The sequence below is a fragment of the Blastococcus sp. SYSU D00820 genome, from assembly GCF_054050695.1.
In genome coordinates, this window is sequence record NZ_JBJGZW010000013.1 from 114,304 (window position 1) to 133,642 (window position 19,339).

17 protein-coding genes are annotated in these 19,339 nt (G+C 75.7%); 3 read left to right on the top strand and 14 right to left on the bottom strand.

The features are described from left to right. Positions 1 to 4: 4 nt before the first annotated feature. The 11 genes from ACI79R_RS14965 to ACI79R_RS15015 are packed head-to-tail and all read right to left on the bottom strand — an operon-like array spanning position 5 to position 11,253. Positions 5 to 790, bottom strand: a complete 786-nt coding sequence (locus ACI79R_RS14965; RefSeq protein WP_456574436.1) for an SDR family NAD(P)-dependent oxidoreductase — start codon at positions 788 to 790, stop codon at positions 5 to 7. After that, on the bottom strand, positions 787 to 1,914 hold the full coding sequence (locus ACI79R_RS14970) for an acyl-CoA dehydrogenase family protein (protein WP_456574437.1): 1,128 nt from the start codon (positions 1,912 to 1,914) through the stop codon (positions 787 to 789). Before ACI79R_RS14970 ends, ACI79R_RS14965 begins: the two co-directional genes overlap by 4 nt. A 1-nt stretch (position 1,915) precedes the next feature. Next, positions 1,916 to 3,142 (bottom strand): acyl-CoA dehydrogenase family protein, encoded by a 1,227-nt coding sequence (locus tag ACI79R_RS14975; RefSeq protein ID WP_456574438.1) that lies wholly within the window; start codon positions 3,140 to 3,142, stop codon positions 1,916 to 1,918. Between the two features lie 26 nt (positions 3,143 to 3,168). Further along, positions 3,169 to 5,397, bottom strand: coding sequence for an acyl-CoA dehydrogenase (locus tag ACI79R_RS14980; RefSeq protein ID WP_456574439.1), 2,229 nt, complete (start codon positions 5,395 to 5,397; stop codon positions 3,169 to 3,171). Between the two features lie 37 nt (positions 5,398 to 5,434). Continuing rightward, positions 5,435 to 6,580 carry a steroid 3-ketoacyl-CoA thiolase gene (locus ACI79R_RS14985; RefSeq protein ID WP_456574440.1) on the bottom strand — a complete coding sequence of 382 codons (1,146 nt, stop codon included), beginning with the start codon at positions 6,578 to 6,580 and terminating at the stop codon, positions 5,435 to 5,437. Beyond that, the gene (locus tag ACI79R_RS14990; protein WP_456574441.1) at positions 6,577 to 7,413 is read right to left on the bottom strand and encodes an SDR family NAD(P)-dependent oxidoreductase; all 837 of its coding nucleotides are present in this window, start codon (positions 7,411 to 7,413) and stop codon (positions 6,577 to 6,579) included. Before ACI79R_RS14990 ends, ACI79R_RS14985 begins: the two co-directional genes overlap by 4 nt. After that, positions 7,413 to 8,621, bottom strand: coding sequence for a DegT/DnrJ/EryC1/StrS family aminotransferase (locus ACI79R_RS14995; protein ID WP_456574442.1), 1,209 nt, complete (start codon positions 8,619 to 8,621; stop codon positions 7,413 to 7,415). The genes ACI79R_RS14990 and ACI79R_RS14995 overlap by 1 nt, the downstream gene beginning before the upstream one ends. A 10-nt stretch (positions 8,622 to 8,631) precedes the next feature. Further along, on the bottom strand, positions 8,632 to 9,861 hold the full coding sequence (locus ACI79R_RS15000) for a lipid-transfer protein (protein WP_456574443.1): 1,230 nt from the start codon (positions 9,859 to 9,861) through the stop codon (positions 8,632 to 8,634). After that, positions 9,858 to 10,265, bottom strand: coding sequence for a MaoC/PaaZ C-terminal domain-containing protein (locus ACI79R_RS15005; protein ID WP_456574444.1), 408 nt, complete (start codon positions 10,263 to 10,265; stop codon positions 9,858 to 9,860). The genes ACI79R_RS15000 and ACI79R_RS15005 overlap by 4 nt, the downstream gene beginning before the upstream one ends. Next, positions 10,262 to 10,684, bottom strand: coding sequence for a Zn-ribbon domain-containing OB-fold protein (locus ACI79R_RS15010; protein ID WP_456574445.1), 423 nt, complete (start codon positions 10,682 to 10,684; stop codon positions 10,262 to 10,264). Before ACI79R_RS15010 ends, ACI79R_RS15005 begins: the two co-directional genes overlap by 4 nt. Then, positions 10,681 to 11,253: an FAS1-like dehydratase domain-containing protein gene (locus ACI79R_RS15015; protein WP_456574446.1), complete on the bottom strand. Its 573-nt coding sequence runs from the start codon at positions 11,251 to 11,253 to the stop codon at positions 10,681 to 10,683. The genes ACI79R_RS15010 and ACI79R_RS15015 overlap by 4 nt, the downstream gene beginning before the upstream one ends. 153 nt (positions 11,254 to 11,406) lie before the next feature. Between ACI79R_RS15015 and ACI79R_RS15020 the strand changes: the two genes are divergently transcribed. Continuing rightward, a complete protein-coding gene (locus tag ACI79R_RS15020) occupies positions 11,407 to 11,988 on the top strand; it encodes a TetR/AcrR family transcriptional regulator (protein ID WP_456574447.1) in 582 nt (193 codons plus the stop codon). A gap of 16 nt (positions 11,989 to 12,004) precedes the next feature. Here ACI79R_RS15020 and ACI79R_RS15025 read toward each other — a convergent pair whose 3' ends face one another. Continuing rightward, positions 12,005 to 12,655 (bottom strand): PaaI family thioesterase, encoded by a 651-nt coding sequence (locus ACI79R_RS15025; RefSeq protein ID WP_456574448.1) that lies wholly within the window; start codon positions 12,653 to 12,655, stop codon positions 12,005 to 12,007. After that, complete coding sequence (locus ACI79R_RS15030) at positions 12,652 to 13,527, bottom strand: MaoC/PaaZ C-terminal domain-containing protein (RefSeq protein WP_456574449.1); 876 nt, start codon at positions 13,525 to 13,527, stop codon at positions 12,652 to 12,654. The genes ACI79R_RS15025 and ACI79R_RS15030 overlap by 4 nt, the downstream gene beginning before the upstream one ends. Positions 13,528 to 13,720: 193 nt before the next feature. Here ACI79R_RS15030 and ACI79R_RS15035 point away from each other — a divergent pair, with 193 nt between their 5' ends. Next, positions 13,721 to 14,644, top strand: coding sequence for a 3-oxoacyl-ACP reductase (locus ACI79R_RS15035; RefSeq protein WP_456574450.1), 924 nt, complete (start codon positions 13,721 to 13,723; stop codon positions 14,642 to 14,644). A gap of 19 nt (positions 14,645 to 14,663) precedes the next feature. Next, on the top strand, positions 14,664 to 15,116 hold the full coding sequence (locus ACI79R_RS15040) for a MaoC family dehydratase (RefSeq protein WP_456574451.1): 453 nt from the start codon (positions 14,664 to 14,666) through the stop codon (positions 15,114 to 15,116). Here the strand turns inward: ACI79R_RS15040 and ACI79R_RS15045 are convergent. Then, on the bottom strand, positions 15,097 to 19,167 hold the full coding sequence (locus tag ACI79R_RS15045; protein ID WP_456574452.1) for an HAD-IC family P-type ATPase: 4,071 nt from the start codon (positions 19,165 to 19,167) through the stop codon (positions 15,097 to 15,099). The genes ACI79R_RS15040 and ACI79R_RS15045 overlap by 20 nt on opposite strands. Between the last annotated feature and the right edge of the window lie 172 nt (positions 19,168 to 19,339).

Here is a 19,339-nt window from a genome sequence, read left to right on the forward strand (position 1 = left end):
GCGGTCAGCGGCCGAACACCGTGCCGCCGTTGAGGTGGACCACCTGGCCGTTGACCAGCCCGCCGCCCTCGGTGCACAGCCAGACGACGGCGGCACCGACGTCGTCCCCGGTGCCCAGCCGGCGCACCGGCACGCTCTCGATCAGGCGCGCCAGCAGCGGGCTCGGCTCGCCGCCCCCGACCCCGGCCATGAGTCCCAGGGCCAGGGAGTTGGCGGTGATCCCGTCGGGGCCGTACTCCACGGCCAGGTGCCGCATCAGCGACTCCGAGCCGGCCTTGGCCGCGCCGTAGGCGCCGACGCCCAGCGCCAGCCCGCGGGAGGACGCGCCGGAGGAGATGTGCACGATCCGGCCCCAGCCGCGGGCGACCTGGTGCGGCAGCACGGCCTGCACCAGCCGCATGGTGGCCACCAGGTTCAGCTCGATCTGCTGGCGCCAGGCGGCCGGCGGCAGGTCGCCGAAGCGCGCCATCGTCGACCCGCCGTCGGGGATGCCGGCGTTGTGCACGAGGACGTCGAGCGCTCCGTGCTCGCGGACGACGCCGTCGACGGCGGCGGTCACGGCGGCGTCGTCGGTGACGTCGAAGGGCATCGCCCGCGCCGTGCCACCCGCGGCGGCGATGTCCGCGGCGACCCACTCGGCCCGGTCGGCGTGCAGGTCGTTGACGGCGACCGTCGCGCCGGCCGCGGCCAGGGCACGGGCGATGCCCTCCCCCACCCCTCGGCCGGCGCCGGTCACCAGGGCGGTGCGGCCCGGCAGCCGGAAGTCTCCCGGGGCGCCCGCCCCGCTCACGCCGCGCCGATGCCGGCGGCGGTCTCCAGCGCGTCGCCGAGCTCGGCGGCGATCGCATCGGCACTGCCCAGGGTGAAGGCGATCTGCCGGCCCCACAGGAAGTACCGGTGGATCGGGTAGTCGACGTCGGCGCCCATGCCGCCGTGCAGGTGCTGGGTGGCGTGCACGACCCGCAGCCCGCCGCGCGATGCCCACCACTTGGCGGTCAGGGCCGCGGCCTCCGCCTCCTCCTCGCGGCCGGAGTCCAGCAGCTCGGCCGCCCGCAGGGTGGTCAGCCGGATCGCCTCGGTGTCCAGATGCGCGTCGGCGGCGCGGACGGCGACCGCCTGGTTGGTCGACAGCGGCCGGCCGAACTGCACGCGCTCGGAGGTGTAGCGGGCGGTGATCGCCAGCGCCTCCTCGCAGACGCCCAGCGACAGCGCGGCCAGCGCCACCCGCGCCCGGCGGCGGGTCCAGCGCAGCACCTCGGCGCCGTCGGCCGGCAGCACCTCGGCGGCCTCGACGGCGACGCCGTCGAACGCCACGGCCGCGCTGCTCTCCCGGCTGGTCACCGCCAGCGGCGTGACGGTCAGCCCGGCGCGGTCGGTGGGCACGAGGACGACCGACAGGCCGCCGTCCGCCGTGGTCACCGGCACCAGCAGCGCGTCGGCCACCGCGGCGGCGGGCACCGCGGTCAGCCGGCCGCGCAGCCGCAGGCCGGCGCCGTCGGCCTCGGCGGTCACCGTCGCCCGGCGGCCGGGCGGGGTGTCGACCGCCCCGGTCACCAGCGTGGTGCCGTCGAGGACGCCGGGCAGCCAACGGGCGGTCTGCTCCTCGCTGCCGAACCGCGCCAGCGGCAGGGCGGCGCCGGCCACGACCGACCACAGCGGCACCGGAGCGACCCGCCGGCCCTGCTGCTCCAGGACGGTGACCAGGCCGAGCATCCCGAGACCGGCGCCGCCGGCCTCCTCGGGCAGCGCGATGCCGAGCAGGCCGGCGTCGGCCAGCACCTGCCACAGCGCGCGGTCGAAGCCGCCGGCGTCGGCCTCCACCGCGCGGACGCGGTCGACGTCGGCCCGGTCGGTGAGGATCTTCTCCGCGAGGTCCCGGACGTCGCGGAGGTCGTCGTCGAGGTCGAACTGCATGTCAGTTGCTCCCGCTCCGTGCCGGCTGCTGCTGGGGGGTGGCCTGCTGGGCCTCGCGGCGGCGGGCCGCGAGGGTCATGCCGAGGGTCTTGGCGGCGACGATCTCGCGCATGACCTCGTTGGTGCCGCCGCCGAAGGTGTTGTTCTGGGCCCGGCGGGCGAGGGTCTCCACCCTGCCCTCGAGCACCGCGCCGAGGCTGCCCGGACGCAGGAGGCCGGCGGCGCCGAGCACCTCCTGGAGCTGGCCGTAGGCGGTCACGACCGCCTCGGTGCCGAAGATCTTCGCCGCGGCCGAGTCGCCGCCGCCGAGGGTGTTGGCCGCGACGTCGGCGACCAGCCGGAGGTTGACCAGCTCGGTGGCGCTGAGCAGGGCGTAGACCTCGGCCAGCGTGCTGCGCACCCAGGGCAGGTCGTAGACCACGCCGTCGTCGGTGGGCTCGTTCCTGGCCCAGGCGAGCACGCCGTCGAACAGCTCGTTGGCGATGCCGCCGCGGGCGGCCAGCGCCACCCGCTCGTGGTTGAGCTGGGAGGTGACCAGCGACCAGCCCTCGTTCAGCTCGCCGACCACGTTGGCCAGCGGCACCCGCACGTCCTCGTAGTAGGTGGCCGAGGTGCTGATCCCGCCGACGGTGTGGATCTCGGTGACCGAGAACCCGGGCGAGGCGGTGGGCACCAGCACCACCGAGATGCCCTTGTGGCGCGGGGCGTCGGGGTCGGTGCGCACGGCCAGCCAGATCCAGTCCGCGTAGATGCCGGCGCTGGTGTAGATCTTGTTGCCGTTGATCACCAGCTCGTCGCCGTCGACGACCGCGCGGGTCTGCAGCGCGGCGAGGTCGGTGCCCGCCCCCGGCTCGGTGTAGCCGATGGCGAAGATCAGCTCCCCGGACAGGATCTTCGGGAGGAAGAAGTCCTTCTGCTCCTGGGTGCCGTACTTCATCAGCGCCGGGGCGACGGTGTTGAGCGTGACCAGCGACAGCGGCGCGTTGGCGCGGATCACCTCGTCGTAGAAGACGAACAGCGCCTCCGGGTCGACCCCGCGGCCGCCGTACTCCTCGGGCCAGCCCAGGCCCAGCCAGCCGTCGCGGCCCATCTGCTGGTAGATGCGGTCGAAGGTCGGGCCGCCCTCGGTCTGGGTGACCAGGTCGCGGCGGTCCTCCTCGGTGATGACCCGGGCGAAGTAGTCGCGCAGCTCGCGCCGCAGCGCCTTCGACTCGGGCGACAGGTCCATGTTCACGGGGGTCCTCCGGACGCCGGTCAGCGGGGCAGGCCCAGCACGCGCTGGGCGATGACGTTGAGCTGGATCTCGATCGTGCCGCCGCCGAAGAGCACCGACGGGAGGGCGATGTGGTCGCGGGAGTAGTCCGCGGCGGGGTCGACCGAGGGCACGGTGAGCGCCCCCAGCGGGCCGAGCAGGGTGAGCAGGGCCCGCGAGCCGTCCCGCTGGGCGATGGCGTTGTAGACCTTCTGCACGCTGATCTCCGCCCCGGGCGAGGCGCCGGACAGCCGGGTCAGCACGCTGCGCAGGTTGATCGCGCCGAGGCTCAGCTCGCGGGCGGTGTTGCGCCCGAGGACCCGCACCGCCTCCTCGCGGCTGGTGGCGTACCCGCCGTCCTCGATTAGCCGCTTGACCAGCCGCGCCCCGCCGTGGGCGAGCATGTTGCCCATGCTGAGCCGCTCGTTGGACAGCGTGGTGGCCGCCAGCTTCCAGCCGTCGCCGGGCTGGGCGAGCAGGCAGTCGTCGGGCACGAAGACGTCGTCGAGGAAGACCTCGTTGAACTCGCTCATGCCGGTCGCCTGGCGCAGCGGCCGGACGTCGACGCCGGCCGAGCGCATGTCGACGAGGAAGTAGGAGATGCCCTTGTGCTTGGGGGCGTCGGGGTCGGTGCGGGCCAGGCAGACGCCCCAGTCGGCCTCGTGCGCGCTGGAGTTCCACACCTTCTGACCCGACAGCGACCAGCCGCCCTCGACCTTGCGGGCGCGGGTGGACAGCCCCGCCAGGTCCGAGCCCGCGCCCGGCTCGCTGAACAGCTGGCACCACACGATGTCGCCGCGCAGGCTCGGCATCAGGAAGCGCTCCTGCTGCTCGGCGGTGCCGTAGGCGAGGATCGTGGGCAGCACCCACTCGCCGATGATCGTGGTCGGCTGGGCCAGCCCGGCGCGGGCGAACTCCTGGCCGATGACCGCCTGCTCCTCGGGACCGGCACCCAGGCCGTAGGGCCGCGGGTAGTGCGGCGCGACCAGCCCGGCCTCGGCCAGCCGGGCCTTCCGCGGGCCGCCGCGGGCCGGTGCCCAGCCGGTGGTGGTCGCCGGGTCCTCCGGCAGGGTCAGGACCTCGGCGAGGACGGCGCGCACCTGCTCGCGGAGCTCGGGCAGCGACTGGTCGCCGACGAAGGAGAAGTCGCGGTCGGTGCTGAGGGCGGTCTCCCCCAGCCGGCCGGCCCAGTGCTCCTCGGTGCCGCCGACCGAGGCGAGGCTGATGGCCCGGCGCCAGTACAGGTGCGCGTCGTGCTCCCAGGTAAAGCCGATGCCGCCGAGCAGGGTGACGCACTCGAGCGCGGCGTCGACCGCGAGCGGCAGGGCGGTAAGCGCCGCCTGCGCCGCGGCCAGCCGCTGCTGCACCGCCGGCTGCCCGGCGGCGCGGGCGGCGTCCCACGCCGCGGCCGTGATCAGCTCGGCCCGCACCAGCAGCATCGCGGCCTTGTGCTGCACCGCCTGGAAGCTGCCGACCGGGCGGCCGAACTGCTCCCGGGTGCGCACGTACTCCACCGCGGTGGCCAGCGCCCACGCGGCCAGGCCGCCGGCCTCGGCAGCCAGCAGGGTGTTGACCGTCAGATCGACCGCGTCGGGGTCCGGAGCGGCCAGGACGTCGTCCGGGGTGACCCGGTGCCCGGCGAGGACCAGCCGGCCGACGGAGCGGGTGAGGTCGATGCCGGCCTCGGGGTGGACGACGTCCGGCGCCGCGCCGGTGAGCCGGAACCACACCGGGTCGCCGGTGGCCGGCACGTCCGCACGGACGACGACCTCGTCGGCGCCGGGCAGCCCGAGCACCGGCCCGGAGGTGCCGCTGACCACCCAGCCGCGGTCGGCGGCGGTGGCGGTCAGCCCCGGCACGCCGACCAGGGCGCCGGTGACGCCCTCGGCGAACAGCGGCAGCAGCTCCTCGCGCGCGGCGCTGTCGCCGGTGCGCGCCACCACCGCACTGGCCAGCACCGTCGGCAGGTGCGGACCGGGGGTCAGCGCGCGGCCCAGCTGCTCCACCACGACGGCCAGCTCGGTCAGGCCGGCGCCGGCGCCGCCGTGCTCCTCGGGCAGGTGCAGGGCGTGCAGGCCCTGCCGGCACAGCGCCTCCCAGAAGGCGGGGCGCTTGCCGGCGGCGGCGTCGTCGAAGGTGGCGCGCACCGTCTCCATCGGCGCGGCCCGGCGGGCGAAGGCGGCGACGGAGTCGGCGAGCGCGCGCTCGTCGTCGGTCAGAGGGAGGGGCACGGCGTTCCTCGCTGGTCGGTGCGGTGGAGTGGGCGGGTCAGATCCGCTCGAGGATCAGGCAGGTGGTGGCGGCGGAGGCGCAGATGGCGACCATCGCGACCGACCGGTCCCGGCGCTCCAGCTCGTCGATCGCGGTGGCGATCAGCCGGATGCCGGTGGCGCCGGCCGGATGGCCGAGGGCGATCGCCCCGCCGTTGACGTTGAGCCGATCGTCGTCCACCCCGTGCACGCGGGCGAAGGACATCGGGATGGCCGCGAACGCCTCGTTGACCTCGAACAGGTCGACGTCGGCGGCGGTCAGGCCGGTGCGGTCGAACAGCTTCCGCGCGGCGTCCACCGGGCCGTCGAGCATGTAGTGCAGGTCGCCGCCGATGACGCACTGCGCGAGCAGCCGGGCCCGGGGGGCGTACCCGAGGACGCGGGCCCGCTCCTCGCTCATCAGGATCGCGGCGCTGCCGCCGTCGGAGACCTGCGAGGAGGTGCCGGCCGTGTGCAGGCCGCCCTCGACGGTGGGCTTCAGCCCGGCCAGCGCCTCGAGGCTGGTCTCGCGCAGCCCCTGGTCGCGGTCGACCCGCTGCGGCTGCCCGTCGGCGTCGGGCACGTCGACCGGCACGACCTGGCGGTCGAAGCACCCGGCGTCCCAGGCCGCCCGCGCCCGCTGCTGGGAGCGCAGCCCGAAGGCGTCGAGGTCCTCCCGGGTGAAGCCCCGCCGGGCGGCGATGCGGTCGGCGGCGGTGTACTGGTCGGGCGTGTCCTGCGCCCACGACGCCGGCCGCGGGGTGCCGAAGCCGAAGCCCACCTTGGCCGTCAGCGGCACCCGGCTCATCAGCTCCACCCCGCAGGCCATGCCGACCTCGAGCGCGCCGATCGAGATCTGCCCGGCGACCAGCTGCACCGCCTGGGCCGCGGTGCCGCACTGGGCGTCGATGGTGGTGCAGCCGGTCTCCGGCGGCAGGCCGGCGTGCACCCACGAGGTGCGGGTGACGTTGCCGAACTGCTCGCCGATCGGGGTCACGCAGCCGCCGATGGCCTGCTCGACCAGCGCCGGGTCCAGCTGCAGCCGGTCGAGCACGCCGCGCTGGGCGGCGCCGAGGATCTCCGCGGCGTGCAGGCCGGCCAGCCGGCCGGCGCGCTTGCCGAACGGCGTCCGGACGGCGTCGACGACCACCGGGGTGGCGCTCACCGGGCCACCTCCGCGGGCTCCAGCGGGCGGGCGTCGAGGCCGTGCACCGGCAGGCCGTACCGCTCGAGCAGGTCCAGGCTCACCGTGACCTGGCCGGTGAGGTCCTCGGGGCAGTCGCAGAGGAAGGTGACGCCCTCGGCCATCTGCTCCAGCGACTCCACCTCGTCGGCGGCGATCAGGTCGCCGACCAGGGTCGCGGCCCCCTCGGTCAGGACCGCCGAGCGCGGCTCGACGGTGTTGACCCGGATGCCGGTGCCGTGCAGCTCGACGGCGAGCATGTTGCTCATCCGGTTGAGCGCCGCCTTGGAGGCGCCGTAGACGCCCATGTCCGACCCCGGCGGGTGGACGCTGAACGGCGGGCCGGCCGACAGCCGCGCGGTGGCGCTGGACACGTTGACGATCCAGCCCCGCCCGGCGGCCCGCATGCCCGGCAGCACCGCCTGCGCGAGGTCCATCGGGGCGTGCACGTTGACCTCGAAGGTCAGCCGGCGGCGGCGCAGCGGATAGTCGGCCATCGGCTGGTAGATCGCCGCGGCGGCGTTGTTGACCAGCACGTCGACCGGCCCGCCGAGCGCCTCCTCCGCGGTGGGCACCACGGCCGCCCGGGAGTCGGCGTCGCCGAGGTCGGCGGCGACCACCGCGACCCGGGTGCCGTACCGGGACAGCCGCTCGGCGGTGTGCCGCAGGCTGCCCGGCAGCACGGCGTGCTCCTCGACGGTGCGCGCGGTGAGGGCGACGTCGGCGCCCTCGGCGGCCAGCCGCTCGGCGACCGCCGCGCCGATGCCGCGGCTTGCTCCGGTGACCAGGGCCCGGCGCCCGGCGAACCGGCGCATCAGCGGTACCGGGCCGCGAAGCGGTGGATCGCGTCGGTGATCCGCTCGACCTCGGGGTCGGTCAGGCCGTGGCTCATGCCCAGGGTCATGCCGCGGGCGAAGACGGCGTCGGCGACCGGCAGCCCCTCGTCGGGCTGGCGGTACTCGATGCCGGCCATCATCGGGTGGCGGGTGATGTTGCCGCTCCAGACGGTGCGGGTGTCGATCCCGTCGGCCTCGATGGCCTCCTGCAGCTCGCTGCGGGTGAAGGGGGCGTCCTCGGTGACCATGACCGGGTAGCACAGCCACGCGGTGTCCAGCTCCGGCGTCTCCACCGGGGTGGAGAAGAACTCCGGATAGGCGCCGTAGGCGGCGGTGTAGGCGGCGAAGAGGTCCTTGCGCCGCTTCCAGTTCGACTCCAGCTTGTCCAGCTGCACCACGCCGTAGGCCGCGCCGAGCTCCGAGGGCTCGAAGTTCCACGGGAGCACGTCGAAGATGAAGTCGTTGTCGTAGTCGACGCCGTCGAGGTCCTCGCGGAAGACCCGGCCGGTGCCGCTGGAGCCGAACAGGTTGGGCTCCGAGCGCCGGCCCCAGCGGCGCAGCAGCAGAGCCCGGTCGCGCAGCTCGTCGCTGTCGACCATGACCATCCCGCCCTGGCCGGCGCAGGTGATGATGTGCGCCATCGAGAAGCTGGTGACGCTGATGTCGGCGCGGGCGCCGGTGGGCGTGCCGCGCAGCCGCGGGCCGAGGGCGTCGCAGCAGTCCTCGATCACCTTGAGGCCGTGCCGGTCGGCGATCTCGCGGATCACGTCCCAGTCCGGGCAGTTGCCGGCGAGGTTGGGGAAGAGCAGCGCCTTCGTCTTCTCGCTGATCAGCGCCTCGATCTTGGTGACGTCGACGTTGACGGTGTCGGGTGCGACGTCGGCGAAGACCGGCACCAGGCCGGCGCGGACGATCGGGGCGACGTCGGTGGAGAAGGTCAGCGGCGAGGTGATGACCTCGCTGCCCCGGGGCAGGTCCAGCAGCTCGACGGCGAGGTAGAGCGCCGAGGAGCCGGAATTGCACATCGCGCCGCGGGCCTTGCCGGACAGCTCCGGCACCCGCCGCTCCATCTCGGCGACGTTCTTCCCGATGCGCAGGCCCTGGTGGCCGCTGCGCAGGACACCGAGGACGGCCTCGATCTCCTCCTCGCCGTGGGTGGCGCGGGCGTAGGTGATGCGGTCGGTCACGACGGGCTCCTCAGTTGTCGGTGGACAGCACGATGGCGCTGTGCGGCACCGGCGAGCCGCCGGTCACGAGCACCGTGTCGACGTTCTTCTCCGGCTGGTTCACCGAGGTGCCGCGGACCAGCCGCACGCCCTCCGCGATGCCGTTGACGCCGTGGATGTAGGCCTCGCCGAGCTGGCCGCCGTGCGTGTTGACCGGCAGCCGGCCGTCGAGCTCGAGGTTGCCGTCGGCGATGTAGTCCTTGGCCTCGCCGCGGCCGCAGAACCCGTACTCCTCCAGCTGGAGCAGCACCATGGGGGTGAAGGCGTCGTAGAGGACCGCCGCGTCGACGGCCTCGGGGCCGTGGCCGGCCTGCGCCCACATCTGCCGGGCGGTCAGCTCGACCTCGGGCATCTTCTCGATGTCGTCGCGGTAGTAGCTGCTCATCGAGATCTGCTGCGGGCCGACGCCCTGCGCCGCGGCGGTGATGACGGCGGGCGGGTGCGGCAGGTCGCGGGCCCGCTCGGTGCTCACGATGACCAGCGCCTGGCCGCCGTCGCTCTCCTGGCAGCAGTCCAGCAGCCGCAGCGGATCGGCGATCATCCTGGAGTTCTGGTGGTCCTCGAGGGTGATCGGCCGCTCGTGGAACCAGGCCAGCGGGTTGGTCGCCGCGTGCTTGCGGGAGAGCACCGACACCCGGCCGAAGTCCTCGCTGGTGGCGCTGTAGCGCTCCATGTACAGCCGGGCCAGGAACGCCTCCTGCGAGGCCGGGGTGAGCAGCCCGTAGGGGTTGATCCAGTTGCGGTACTCCTGGTCGGTGCTGGGCGTGTAGGCGAACGGCGGCGGGCCGGCGCCGAACCGGTGGCCGGAGCGCTCGTTGAACGCGCGGTACACGACGACGACGTCGGCGACCCCGGTGGCCACCGCCATCGCGGCCTGCTGCACCGGCGCGCAGGCGCCGCCGCCGCCGTGCGGGATGCGGCTGAAGAAGGTGAGCTCCGGGATGCCGAGTGCGCGGGCGACGGCGATCTCCGGGTTGTTCTCCATGGTGAACAGCGCGAAGCCGTCCACCTCCTCGACGCCGATCTGGGCGTCCTCGAGCGCGGCGACCACGCTCTCGCAGGCCAGCTGCCACTCGCTGCGCCCGGAGTTCTTGGAGAACTCGGTCGCGCCGATGCCGGCGATCGCCGCCTTGCCGCTGAAACCCTTGCCGCTGAAACCCTTGCCGCTGAAACCCTTGCCGCTGGAACCGGCCTGCGTCACTTCGCTCCTCCTGTGGGGACCAGCGTCACCTCGGCGGTCACGTGGACGCCGCGGTCGTTCGAGCCGAGCACCTTCACCGTCACCGCGTCGCCGTCGACGCCGGTGACCTCGCCGGAGAACCGCAGGACGTCGCCGGGGAAGGTGGGCACCCCCAGCCGCAGCGAGCACCGGGTGATGCGAGCGGCGGGGCCCGACCAGTCGGTCACGTACCGGTCGACGAAGCCGTTGGTCGAGTTGATGCTCATGAAGATGTCGGGCGTGCCGCGCTCGTTGGCCTTGCTCGGGTCGTGGTGCACGTCCTCGAAGTCCTGCGAGGCGATCGCGGTGGCCACGATCGTGGTGCGGTCCAGCGGCAGGTCCAGGCCGGGCAGCGTCGTGCCGACGGTGCACTCGGGCAGGCTCACGCGGCACCTCCCGAGGGACGGCGCAGCTGCGGCAGGACCGCCCCGTGCGCGTGCTCGGCGAAGCCGACCTCGAGCTCCATGCCGAGCGCCAGCTCCTCGTGCGGGATGCCGGCGATGTCGGCCACCAGCCGGGTGCCCTCCTCCAGGTCGACCAGGCCGACCGCGAGGGGGTACTCGAAGGCCGGGTCCGGCGGGTGGTGGACGACGGTCCAGCTGTGCAGGGTGCAGCGCCGGCTGGCCTCCACGGTGTCCCAGGAGAACGACCGGCACTCCGGGCACGCCGGCGCCGGCGGGTGGCGCAGCGTCGCGCAGTCGCCGCAGCGCTGGATCTCCAGCCGGCCCTCGCGGGCGGCGGTGAAGAAGAACTCGTTGTCCTGGGTGACGACCAGCCGCGGAACGGCGGTGGGGCGGTCGCTCATGCGACGTCCTCTCGGGAGTCGGGGCGGAAGCGGAGCAGCCGGAAGCGCTCCTCCACGAGGAGGTCGCCGGACTGGTCCACGTAGCGCTTGTGCAGCGTGAGGAACCGGCCCAGGCCCAGGCCGGTCTTCTTCAGCGGCGAGATGGACTCGATCGTGAAGTGGCAGGTGACGTGCGTGCCGGGGGTCAGCTCCCGGTGGTAGGTCTGCTCCACGTTGGTGGCCACCACGGAGGTGAAGCCGTCGCGGTCGAGCAGGCTCAGCAGGCGCGACCACGCGAAGTCCTCGACCGCGCCCTCGGCACGCAGCCGCTGCACCTCGCGCCACCGTCGGTAGCCGGCCATCACCCAGGTCGACACCATCGCGGGCGGGCCCACGATGCCCGGCCGTCCGGTCGCGCGGGCCGCCGCGTCGTCGACGTAGACCGGGTTCCGGTCGTCGTGCGCCTCGACCCAGTTGCGGATCATCGCCTCGTTGACGGCGTACCGGGCCACCCGCGGGGGCTCGGCCTCGACGCCGACAAACTCCTCGAACTGTTCTTCCAGCTGTGCTGTCGAGCCCTGGTCAGCCACGCGGTCCGCCTTCGCACCATGAGTTGAGCAAGCGCTTGGTAAAGTAGCACCCGTCCGAGGGAGGACAAGGGGACGTCCCGGCCAGTGGGGCGGAGCGGGGGCGGAGACTGTCCGCCGGCGGGGCGCCTGCCCCGGACGACGAGAGGACGGCGCGTGCGGCACAGCCCGGAACGGCGCGAGGAGATCCTGGCGCGCTCGGCGGAGCTGTTCGCCACCCGCGGCGTGGCCGCCACGACGGTGCGGGACATCGGCGACGCCGCCGGCGTGTTCAGCGGCAGCCTCTACCACTACTTCCCGTCCAAGCACGCGATCGTCGGCGAGCTGCTGGGCCGGTTCATGGCCGACATCCAGGGCCGGTTCGCCGCCGTCGTCGAGCGCGCGGGGTCGCCCGAGGAGACGCTGCGCGGGCTGGTGCTGGCCACCCTGCAGGTGATCGACGAGCACCCGCACCCCACCGCCATCTACCAGCGGGACCGGCAGTACCTGCGCGAACACGGGCTGCTCGAGCCGGTGGACACCGCCTCCCGGGCGGTGCGCGGTCACTGGCTGGCCGCGATCGAGGCCGGGGTCGCCGACGGGAGCTTCCGCGACGACGTCCCCGCCCACGTCTTCTACCGCGCGCTGCGCGACTCGCTGTGGGCCTCGATGCACTGGCCGAACCGCCGCGACCACTCGACCGAGGAGTTCGCCGAGGTGCTCGGCCGGCTGTTCTTCGACGGTCTGCGGCGCCGCTGAACCCGGCGGCTCCCGCTCAGCGCGGACGGTCGAGGTGCTTGGCGATGAACAGCCCGCGGGCGCTGACACAGGTCTGGCCGTCGGCGGTGATCGTGCCGGTCGTGACGATCTTGCGGCCCTCCACCGACTCCTGCCGGCCGGTCACCGTGAGCGGCCGGAACAGCGGCGTCGGGCGGAGGTACCGCAGCGTCAGCTCCCCCGTCATGCCGGAGACGCCGGCGTAGGCGTTGGCCACGCCGAGCGTGTGGTCCAGCAGCAGCGCCGAGATGCCGCCGTGCACGTACCCGGGCGGCCCCTGGTAGGGGAAGCCGAGGGTGACGGTGCCCGAGATCGACCCGTCGTCCCCTCCGGTCAGCGGCAGCGGCGGCGCGATCGCGTTCTCCGGGCCGGTCACCGGGTCGTGCCGGGTGACGCCCTCGCCGGACCACATGTCCACCATGCGCTCGCGGCGCGGCGGGGCGTGCTGCTCGAGGTGGTCGGCGACGGCGTCCAGTCGCGCGGCCACCTCCTGCATCTCGGCGGCGGAGCCGTTGCCGGCGCCGAGCAGGGCGGCGATCACCCGGCGGGCGGCGGCGACGGCGGCGTCGACGCCCTCGTTCTGCGGCGTGGCGGTCAGCTGGTCGGCCGCACCCGCCACCGCGGAGGGCGCCAGGTCGCGGTCGCTCACGCGCGCACCGTCGCGGTGGCGTGGGTGAGCACCGGGGCGCCCTCCCGCTCGGGGCAGTCGGCGGCCAGCAGCAGCCGGTCGCCGTCCCGCCAGACGCTGGTGCGGATCGACTGGCCGGGGAACAGCGAGCCGGCGAACCGCACCGACAGGCCGGTCAGCGCGCTCGCGTCGCCGTCCAGGAGCCCGTCGACGAGCGCCTTGGCGACCAGGCCGTAGGAGGCCAGGCCGTGCAGGATCGGCCGGTCGAAGCCGGCCAGGGCGGCGAACTCCGGGTCGGCGTGCAGCGGGTTGAGGTCGCCGTTGAGCCGGTAGAGCAGGGCGGTCTGGGGTGTCGTCGGCGTCTCGAGGACGGCGTCGGGCGCGCGGTCGGGCGCGGCCTCCGACGTGCTGGGCCCCGGCTCCCCGCCGAAGCCGCCCTCGCCGCGGCACCAGATCTGCATGGTGCTGGTCCACAGCGGCTCGCCGTCGTCGGCCGAGGTGGCCGCGTGCTCGAGCTCCACGACCGCGGCCTTGCCCTTGTCCCAGACGTTGGCCACGCGGGTGCTCACCCGCGCGGTCGCGGCGACCGGCAGCGGCCGGTGCACGGTCAGCGCCTGGCCGGCGTGCAGGATGCGGCGCAGGTCGACGTCCACACCGGGCATCGACAGCGGTGTGGCGGCGCGCTCGCCGCTGGAGACGCCCTGGCCGGCGACCATGGCGAAGGTCGGCAGTACCTGCAGGTCGCGCTCGAAGGTCCAGCGCAGCTCGGGATCGGTGTCGGCGTGCGCGCCGGCGCCGAGGCTGAGGTGGTAGAGCACCACGTCGCGGCTGGTCCACGCGGCCTCGCGCACCGTGGGCTCGGCGGCCAGGGCCTTCTCGACGTCGATCGGCATGTGCTCCCTCGTCCCGGTTCCCGCCGCGGTGGGGCGGATCGACCACCGCCGCGCACGGTAGGCGGCCGCGGGCGGGCCCGGCGGCGGCGGTCCCGCTGGCCGGGCGCCCGCTCGGCGGGACGCCCGTTGCCCCCGCCCGGCGGGGCGGCCTACGGTCCGCCCGACCTGCTGGTGGACGAGGGGAACGGCGCACGTGACGGAGACGACGAGCCTGGAGGGCCGCAGCGCGGTCGTCACCGGAGCCGGCAGCGGGCTGGGCCGGGCCGAGGCGCTGGCGCTGGCCGCGTTGGGGGCGAGCGTCGTGGTCAACGACGTCGGCCCGGCCGCGCACGACGTCGTCGCCGAGATCGAGGCGCAGGGCGCGCGGGCGGTCGCCGTGCTGGGTGACGTCGGGGACTGGGCGATGGGTGAGCGGCTGGTGCAGACCGCCGTCGACACGTTCGGCAGCCTCGACGTCGTCGTCAACAACGCCGGCGTCCTCCGCGACGGCATGCTGTTCAACCTCACCGAGCAGCAGTGGGACGACGTCGTCCGCGTGCACCTGAAGGGCCACGCCGCCGTCTCCCGCGCCGCCGCCGTCCACTGGCGCGCCGCCAGCAAGGCCGCCGGCGGCCCCGTCTACGGCCGCGTCGTCAACACCACCTCCGAGGCCTTCCTCTTCGGCGGGGCCGGCCAGTCCAACTACGCCGCCGCCAAGGCGGGCATCACCGCGCTGACCCTCTCGACGGCGCAGGGGCTGTCCCGCTACGGCGTGCGGGCCAACGCCATCGCCCCGCGCGCCCGCACCGGGATGACCGCGCACGTGTTCGGCGACGGCGGCGGCGAGGGCCTGGACATCCTGGCCCCCGAGCGGGTCGCCACCTTCGTGGCCTACCTCGCCTCCCCTGCCTCGGAGGAGATCAACGGCCAGGTGTTCGTCGTCTACGGCGACTTCGTCGCGCTGATGGCCGCACCGACGGTCGAGCGGAAGTTCACCGCCGCCGGCGGCACCTTCACCGTCGAGGAGCTCGACGACCAGCTCACCGGCTACTTCGCCGGGCGCGATCCGCGGCAGAACTTCTCCGCGCGGTCGGTGGCCGACCTCGACACCACGGGCGTGCAGAACCTCGTGCACTGACGGGGGCTACGGTCGCGCGATGACCGACCGCTGGTTCGAGGACTACCCCGTCGGCGCCGTCGCCGAGTACGGGCCGCTGACCGTGGACGAGGCCGAGGTCGTCGACTTCGGCCGCCGCTACGACCCGCAGCCCTTCCACGTCGACGCCGAGGCCGCCGCGGCCGGGCCGTTCGGCGGGCTGATCGCGAGCGGCTGGCAGACCTGCGCGCTGATGATGCGGCTGTTCGCCACGGAGTACCTCTCCCCCGTCTCCAGCCTCGGCTCCCCCGGCGTCGACGAGCTGCGCTGGCTGGCACCGGTCCGCCCCGGTGACCGGCTGACCCTGCGCACCACCGTCGAGGAGGCCCGCCTGTCGCGCAGCAAGCCCGACCGCGGGCTGCTGCGCACGCGCATCGAGCTGCTGGACCAGCGCGGCCAGTCGGTGCTGTCGATGGTCGCGATGAACCTGGTGCTCAGCCGGCCGTCGGGCTGAGCCCGTAGCGGGCGGCCAGCCGGGGCACCAGCTCCGCGGTGACCGTGCCCGCGGTGGCGGAGGCGGCCACGGCGGCCCAGGCCAGCGGGTCCAGCGGGGTGCAGCCGAAGAAGCGGCTCAGCCCCGGCGTCTGGACGACGGCGACCAGCACCGCCAGCGACCCGGCCGCGGTGACCAGCACCAGCGGGCTGCGGCGCCCCGACCAGGCCGTCTGACCGAGCTGGGTGGCGATCAGCGCGGCCAGCCCCATCGTGCTGGCCCGGCCCCGCGGGCCGGTGAGCCGGCCGGTGACCCAGGCGCCGGTGGCGCCGACGGTGGTGGCCGCGCCGCGGACCAGCACCGCGCGGCGGACCGCGGCGGTGAAGCCGCGCTGCGGGCCGGCGGCGAGCGTCGCGGCCAGCGGGTGCCCGGCCAGCGGCCCCTCGGCGCCGTCGTCGGGGGTGGCGCGCGGCGCGGCGACCGCGACGGCCAGCGCCGGGAACATGTCGGTGAGCAGGTTGACCAGCAGCAGCTGGCGGGTGCCCAGCGGCGAGCGGCCGCCGACCGCGGTGCCGAGCACGGTGAAGGCGACCTCGCCGGCGTTGCCGCCGACCAGCACGCTGACCGCGTCGCGGACCCGGGACCACATGGCCCGGCCCTCGGCGATGGCGTCGACCAGCCGGGTGAGGTCGACGTCGGTGAGCACGAGGTCGGCCGCGGTGCGGGCCGCCGGCGACTCCGCGCCGGCGACGCCCACGCCCACGTCGGCTAGCCGGATCGCGGCGGCGTCGTTGACCCCGTCGCCGGTCATCGCCAGCGTCGCCCCGGCCCGCCGCAGGGCCGCGACCAGCGACACCTTCTGCTCCGGCGAGAGCCGGGCGAAGACGGCGGTCTCGGCGACCATGCGGGTGCGCTCGGCGTCGGAGGCGCGGGCGAACTGCGCGCCGGTGACCACCCGGTCGGCTTCGGGCACGCCGGCCTGCGCGGCGATCGCCGCCGCGGTCTCGGGGTGGTCGCCGGTGGCCACCAGCACCCGGACGCCGGCCGCCCGCAGCTGGGCGACCGCGCGGGCGGTCGACTCGCGGACGGTGTCGGCCAGCGCCACGAGCCCGCGCAGCGTGAGGTCCTGCGCCGCCTCGGCGAGGTCGCCGGGGTCGCCGTCGAGGTCGCGCTCGGCGACGGCGAGCACCCGCAGCCCCTCCCCCGCGAGCTCGGCGATCCGCTCGCGGGCGGACTCCGCACCGGTGCACCGGCGCAGCACGACCTCGGGCGCGCCCTTGACGACCAGGCGCCCGTCGCGGACGGTCGCCGAGTAGCCGCGCCCGGCGGCGAACGGCAGCCCGGTCTCCGGCTCGGCGTCGGGGGTCAGCCCCTGCTCGGCGGCGGCGTCGAGCACCGCGCGGTCGGTCTCGTGCGCCTGCTCGTCGCCGCTGGCCACGGCCGCGGCGGCCAGCCGCAGCACGTCGTCCTCCGGGCTGCCGTCCAGCGGCACCACCCGGACCAGGCGCAGCCGGTTCTCGGTGAGCGTGCCGGTCTTGTCGAAGCAGACGGTGTCGACCCGCCCGAGCGCCTCCAGCACGCGGGCGCTGCGCACCACCGCGCCGCGGCGGGACAGCCGGCGGGCGGCGGCCTGCTGGGCGACGGTGGCCACCAGCGGCAGCCCCTCGGGCACCGCGGCGACGGCGACCGCCAGCCCCGCGCCGACCGCCTCGCGCAGCGGCCGGCCCCAGAGCACGGCCAGCGCCGTGACCGCGGCGCCGCCGGAGAGCGTCCAGGGCAGGACGGTGCGGGTCAGCTCGGCGAGCCGGGCCTGCACGCCGGCGGGCGGAGCGGCGCCGCCGGCCGCCCGGGTCGCGCGTCCGGCCTGGGTGGCCGCGCCGACGGCGACGACGACCGCCCGGCCGCGGCCGGCGACCACGGTGGTGCCGTCGAAGAGCATGCAGGTGCGGTCGGCGACGTCGGCGCCGGGCGTGGCCTCGACCGACTTCGCGACGGCCAGCGACTCGCCGGTCAGCCCGGACTCGTCGACCTCCAGGTCGGTGGCCTCCAGGAGCCGGGCGTCGGCGGCGAGCACGTCGCCGGCCTCGACCACCACGACGTCGCCGGGGGCCAGCCGCGCGGCCGGGACCTCCTCGGTGTCCTCCCCGCGCTCGCGGCGCATGCGCACGTCCTGCTCGAGCAGCAGCGACTCCAGCGTGCTCTCCGCGCGCAGCCGCTGCGCGCCGCTGAGCAGCGCGTTGCCGATGGTGACGCTGCCGACCAGCACCGCGTCGGTGGCCTCGCCGAGCAGCGCGGTGGCCGCGGCGCCGGTGCCGAGCACCGGGGTGAGCGGATCGGCCAGCTCGGCGGCGACCGTGCGGGCGTAGCGCACCGGCAGCCGCACGACCGGCACCCGGCCGGCCCGGCGCAGCGCGCGGGTGGCGCGGGACGGCCGCCGCGCCGGCTCCGGCGCGACGTCGGCCAGCCGCCGGACGACGTCGTCGGGATCCAGGGCGTGCCACGGCGTGTGCACGGTCGGCTCGGGGGCCGGCCGGCGGGCGATCCGCACCGCGGTCCAGGTGCCGGCGAGCATGGTGAACACGGTCGCGGACTTGCCCGGCGTGGTGGCCGACCGCTGACCGGTGCGGGCGCCGCCGACGGCGGCCAGCAGACCGCCGAGCACGTTGCCGGTGAGCGCGGTCTCGACCGACCGGCGGCTGACCGCGCGCGCGTCGCCGACGGCGCCGACGACCCGGCAGGCCTCCACGAGGCCGCGGCCGGTGACGAGGTCCGCACCCCACGCCGGTGCGCACCCGGGACGGGTGGGGGCGATGCCGACGTCGGCGGCCATCAGCGCGGCGCTGTCGGTGGCCGAGACGACCAGCACGCCGTGCCCGTCCTCCTGCAGCCGGCGGACGGTGGCCACCAGCGGCTCGCCGGCCGGCGCGGTCTCGTCGGCGGCGGCGGCCACCTCGGCGGTGCCGGCGGTCGGCCGCAGCACCAGCCGGCAGCCCGACCTCGAGGCCGCGGTGAGCAGCGCCTCGGCGTGCGGGTCGAGCTCCGGGGCGACCAGCACCTCGCCGACGCGGCGGCGGCCGGCGTACAGGGCGTGCCGCAGGCCGCCGTCGTCGTCCTCGCGAGGCGGGCCTAGCCGGGTGCCGTTTCCCTCGTCGCCGCCCAGCAGCCGGGCGGCGGCGGTCCAGACCGCGGCGTCGTCCCAGCCGTCGGCGCTCGCGGTGGCGGTGACGATGCCGGGCGGTCCGGTGCCGAGGGAGGCGCCGTCGACGACGACGGTGTCGATGCGGTCCAGCCGCCGGTAGGCCGAGCCGTCCATGGGCAGCACGCCGTGCCGGCACAGCAGGGTGTCGAGGGCGGCGGCGAAGGCCTCGCGGCCCCCGGTGGCGGCCTTCGGGGTGAGTGCCTTGAGCAGGTCGGCCGAGCGGCCGGGGCGGCGGGTGAGCGGCAGGAGCACCAGGGCGCCGGCGAGCGAGCCGGGGCCGAGACGCGCGCGGTAGGTCTCGATCGGCCCGTCGGGCAGCGGCCGCGGCCGGGGGCCGGGCGGGAGGACCGGCTCGCCGGGGTCCTCCGGCTCGGGGCGGCACAGCTCGGGTTCGCGACTGCGCCAGACCTGGCGGCGGGCGCGCACCTCCAGCGCCCGCTGCACCGCGGCCGTGGCGTTGATCGCCGGGATCGTCGGGCTCTGCGCCAGTGCGTGCAGCAGCGCGCCGGTGCCGGCGAAGGCGAGGTCGGTGCCGACGGTGCCGATCCGCTCGGTGAGCGCGCGCTTGAGCGGGCGCTGGGTGTCCAGCAGGGCGAGCACGAGGGTCGCGTGGCGGGTGAGCGCCGGCACCGGCAGCACCTTGCCGAGCAGGGCCACCCCGACGGCCGCGGTGTCGACGGCCGCGGTGACGACCGCGGCGAGCAGCGGCTCGAGGTCGGCGGGGTGCTCCTCGGCCTGCGGGAAGACGCCGCGGGCGCCGCGCGCCTGCTCGACGGCGGTGACCGCGCCGACGACGTCCTCCACCGTCACGCGCTTCTCGTCGAAGGCCACCAGCACCCGGCCCACGACGTCGTTGACCGCCGTCCAGTGCACGCCGTCCAGCCGGCCCAGGGCGGGGGGGGGGGGGGGGGGGGGGGGGGGGGGGGGGGGGGGGGGGGGGGGGGGGGGGGGGGGGGGGGCGGGGGGGGGGGGGGGCGCGGGGGGGGGGGGGGGGCGGGGGGGGGGGCGGCGCCCGGGGCCGCGCGCGCGCGCGCGGGGGCCGGCG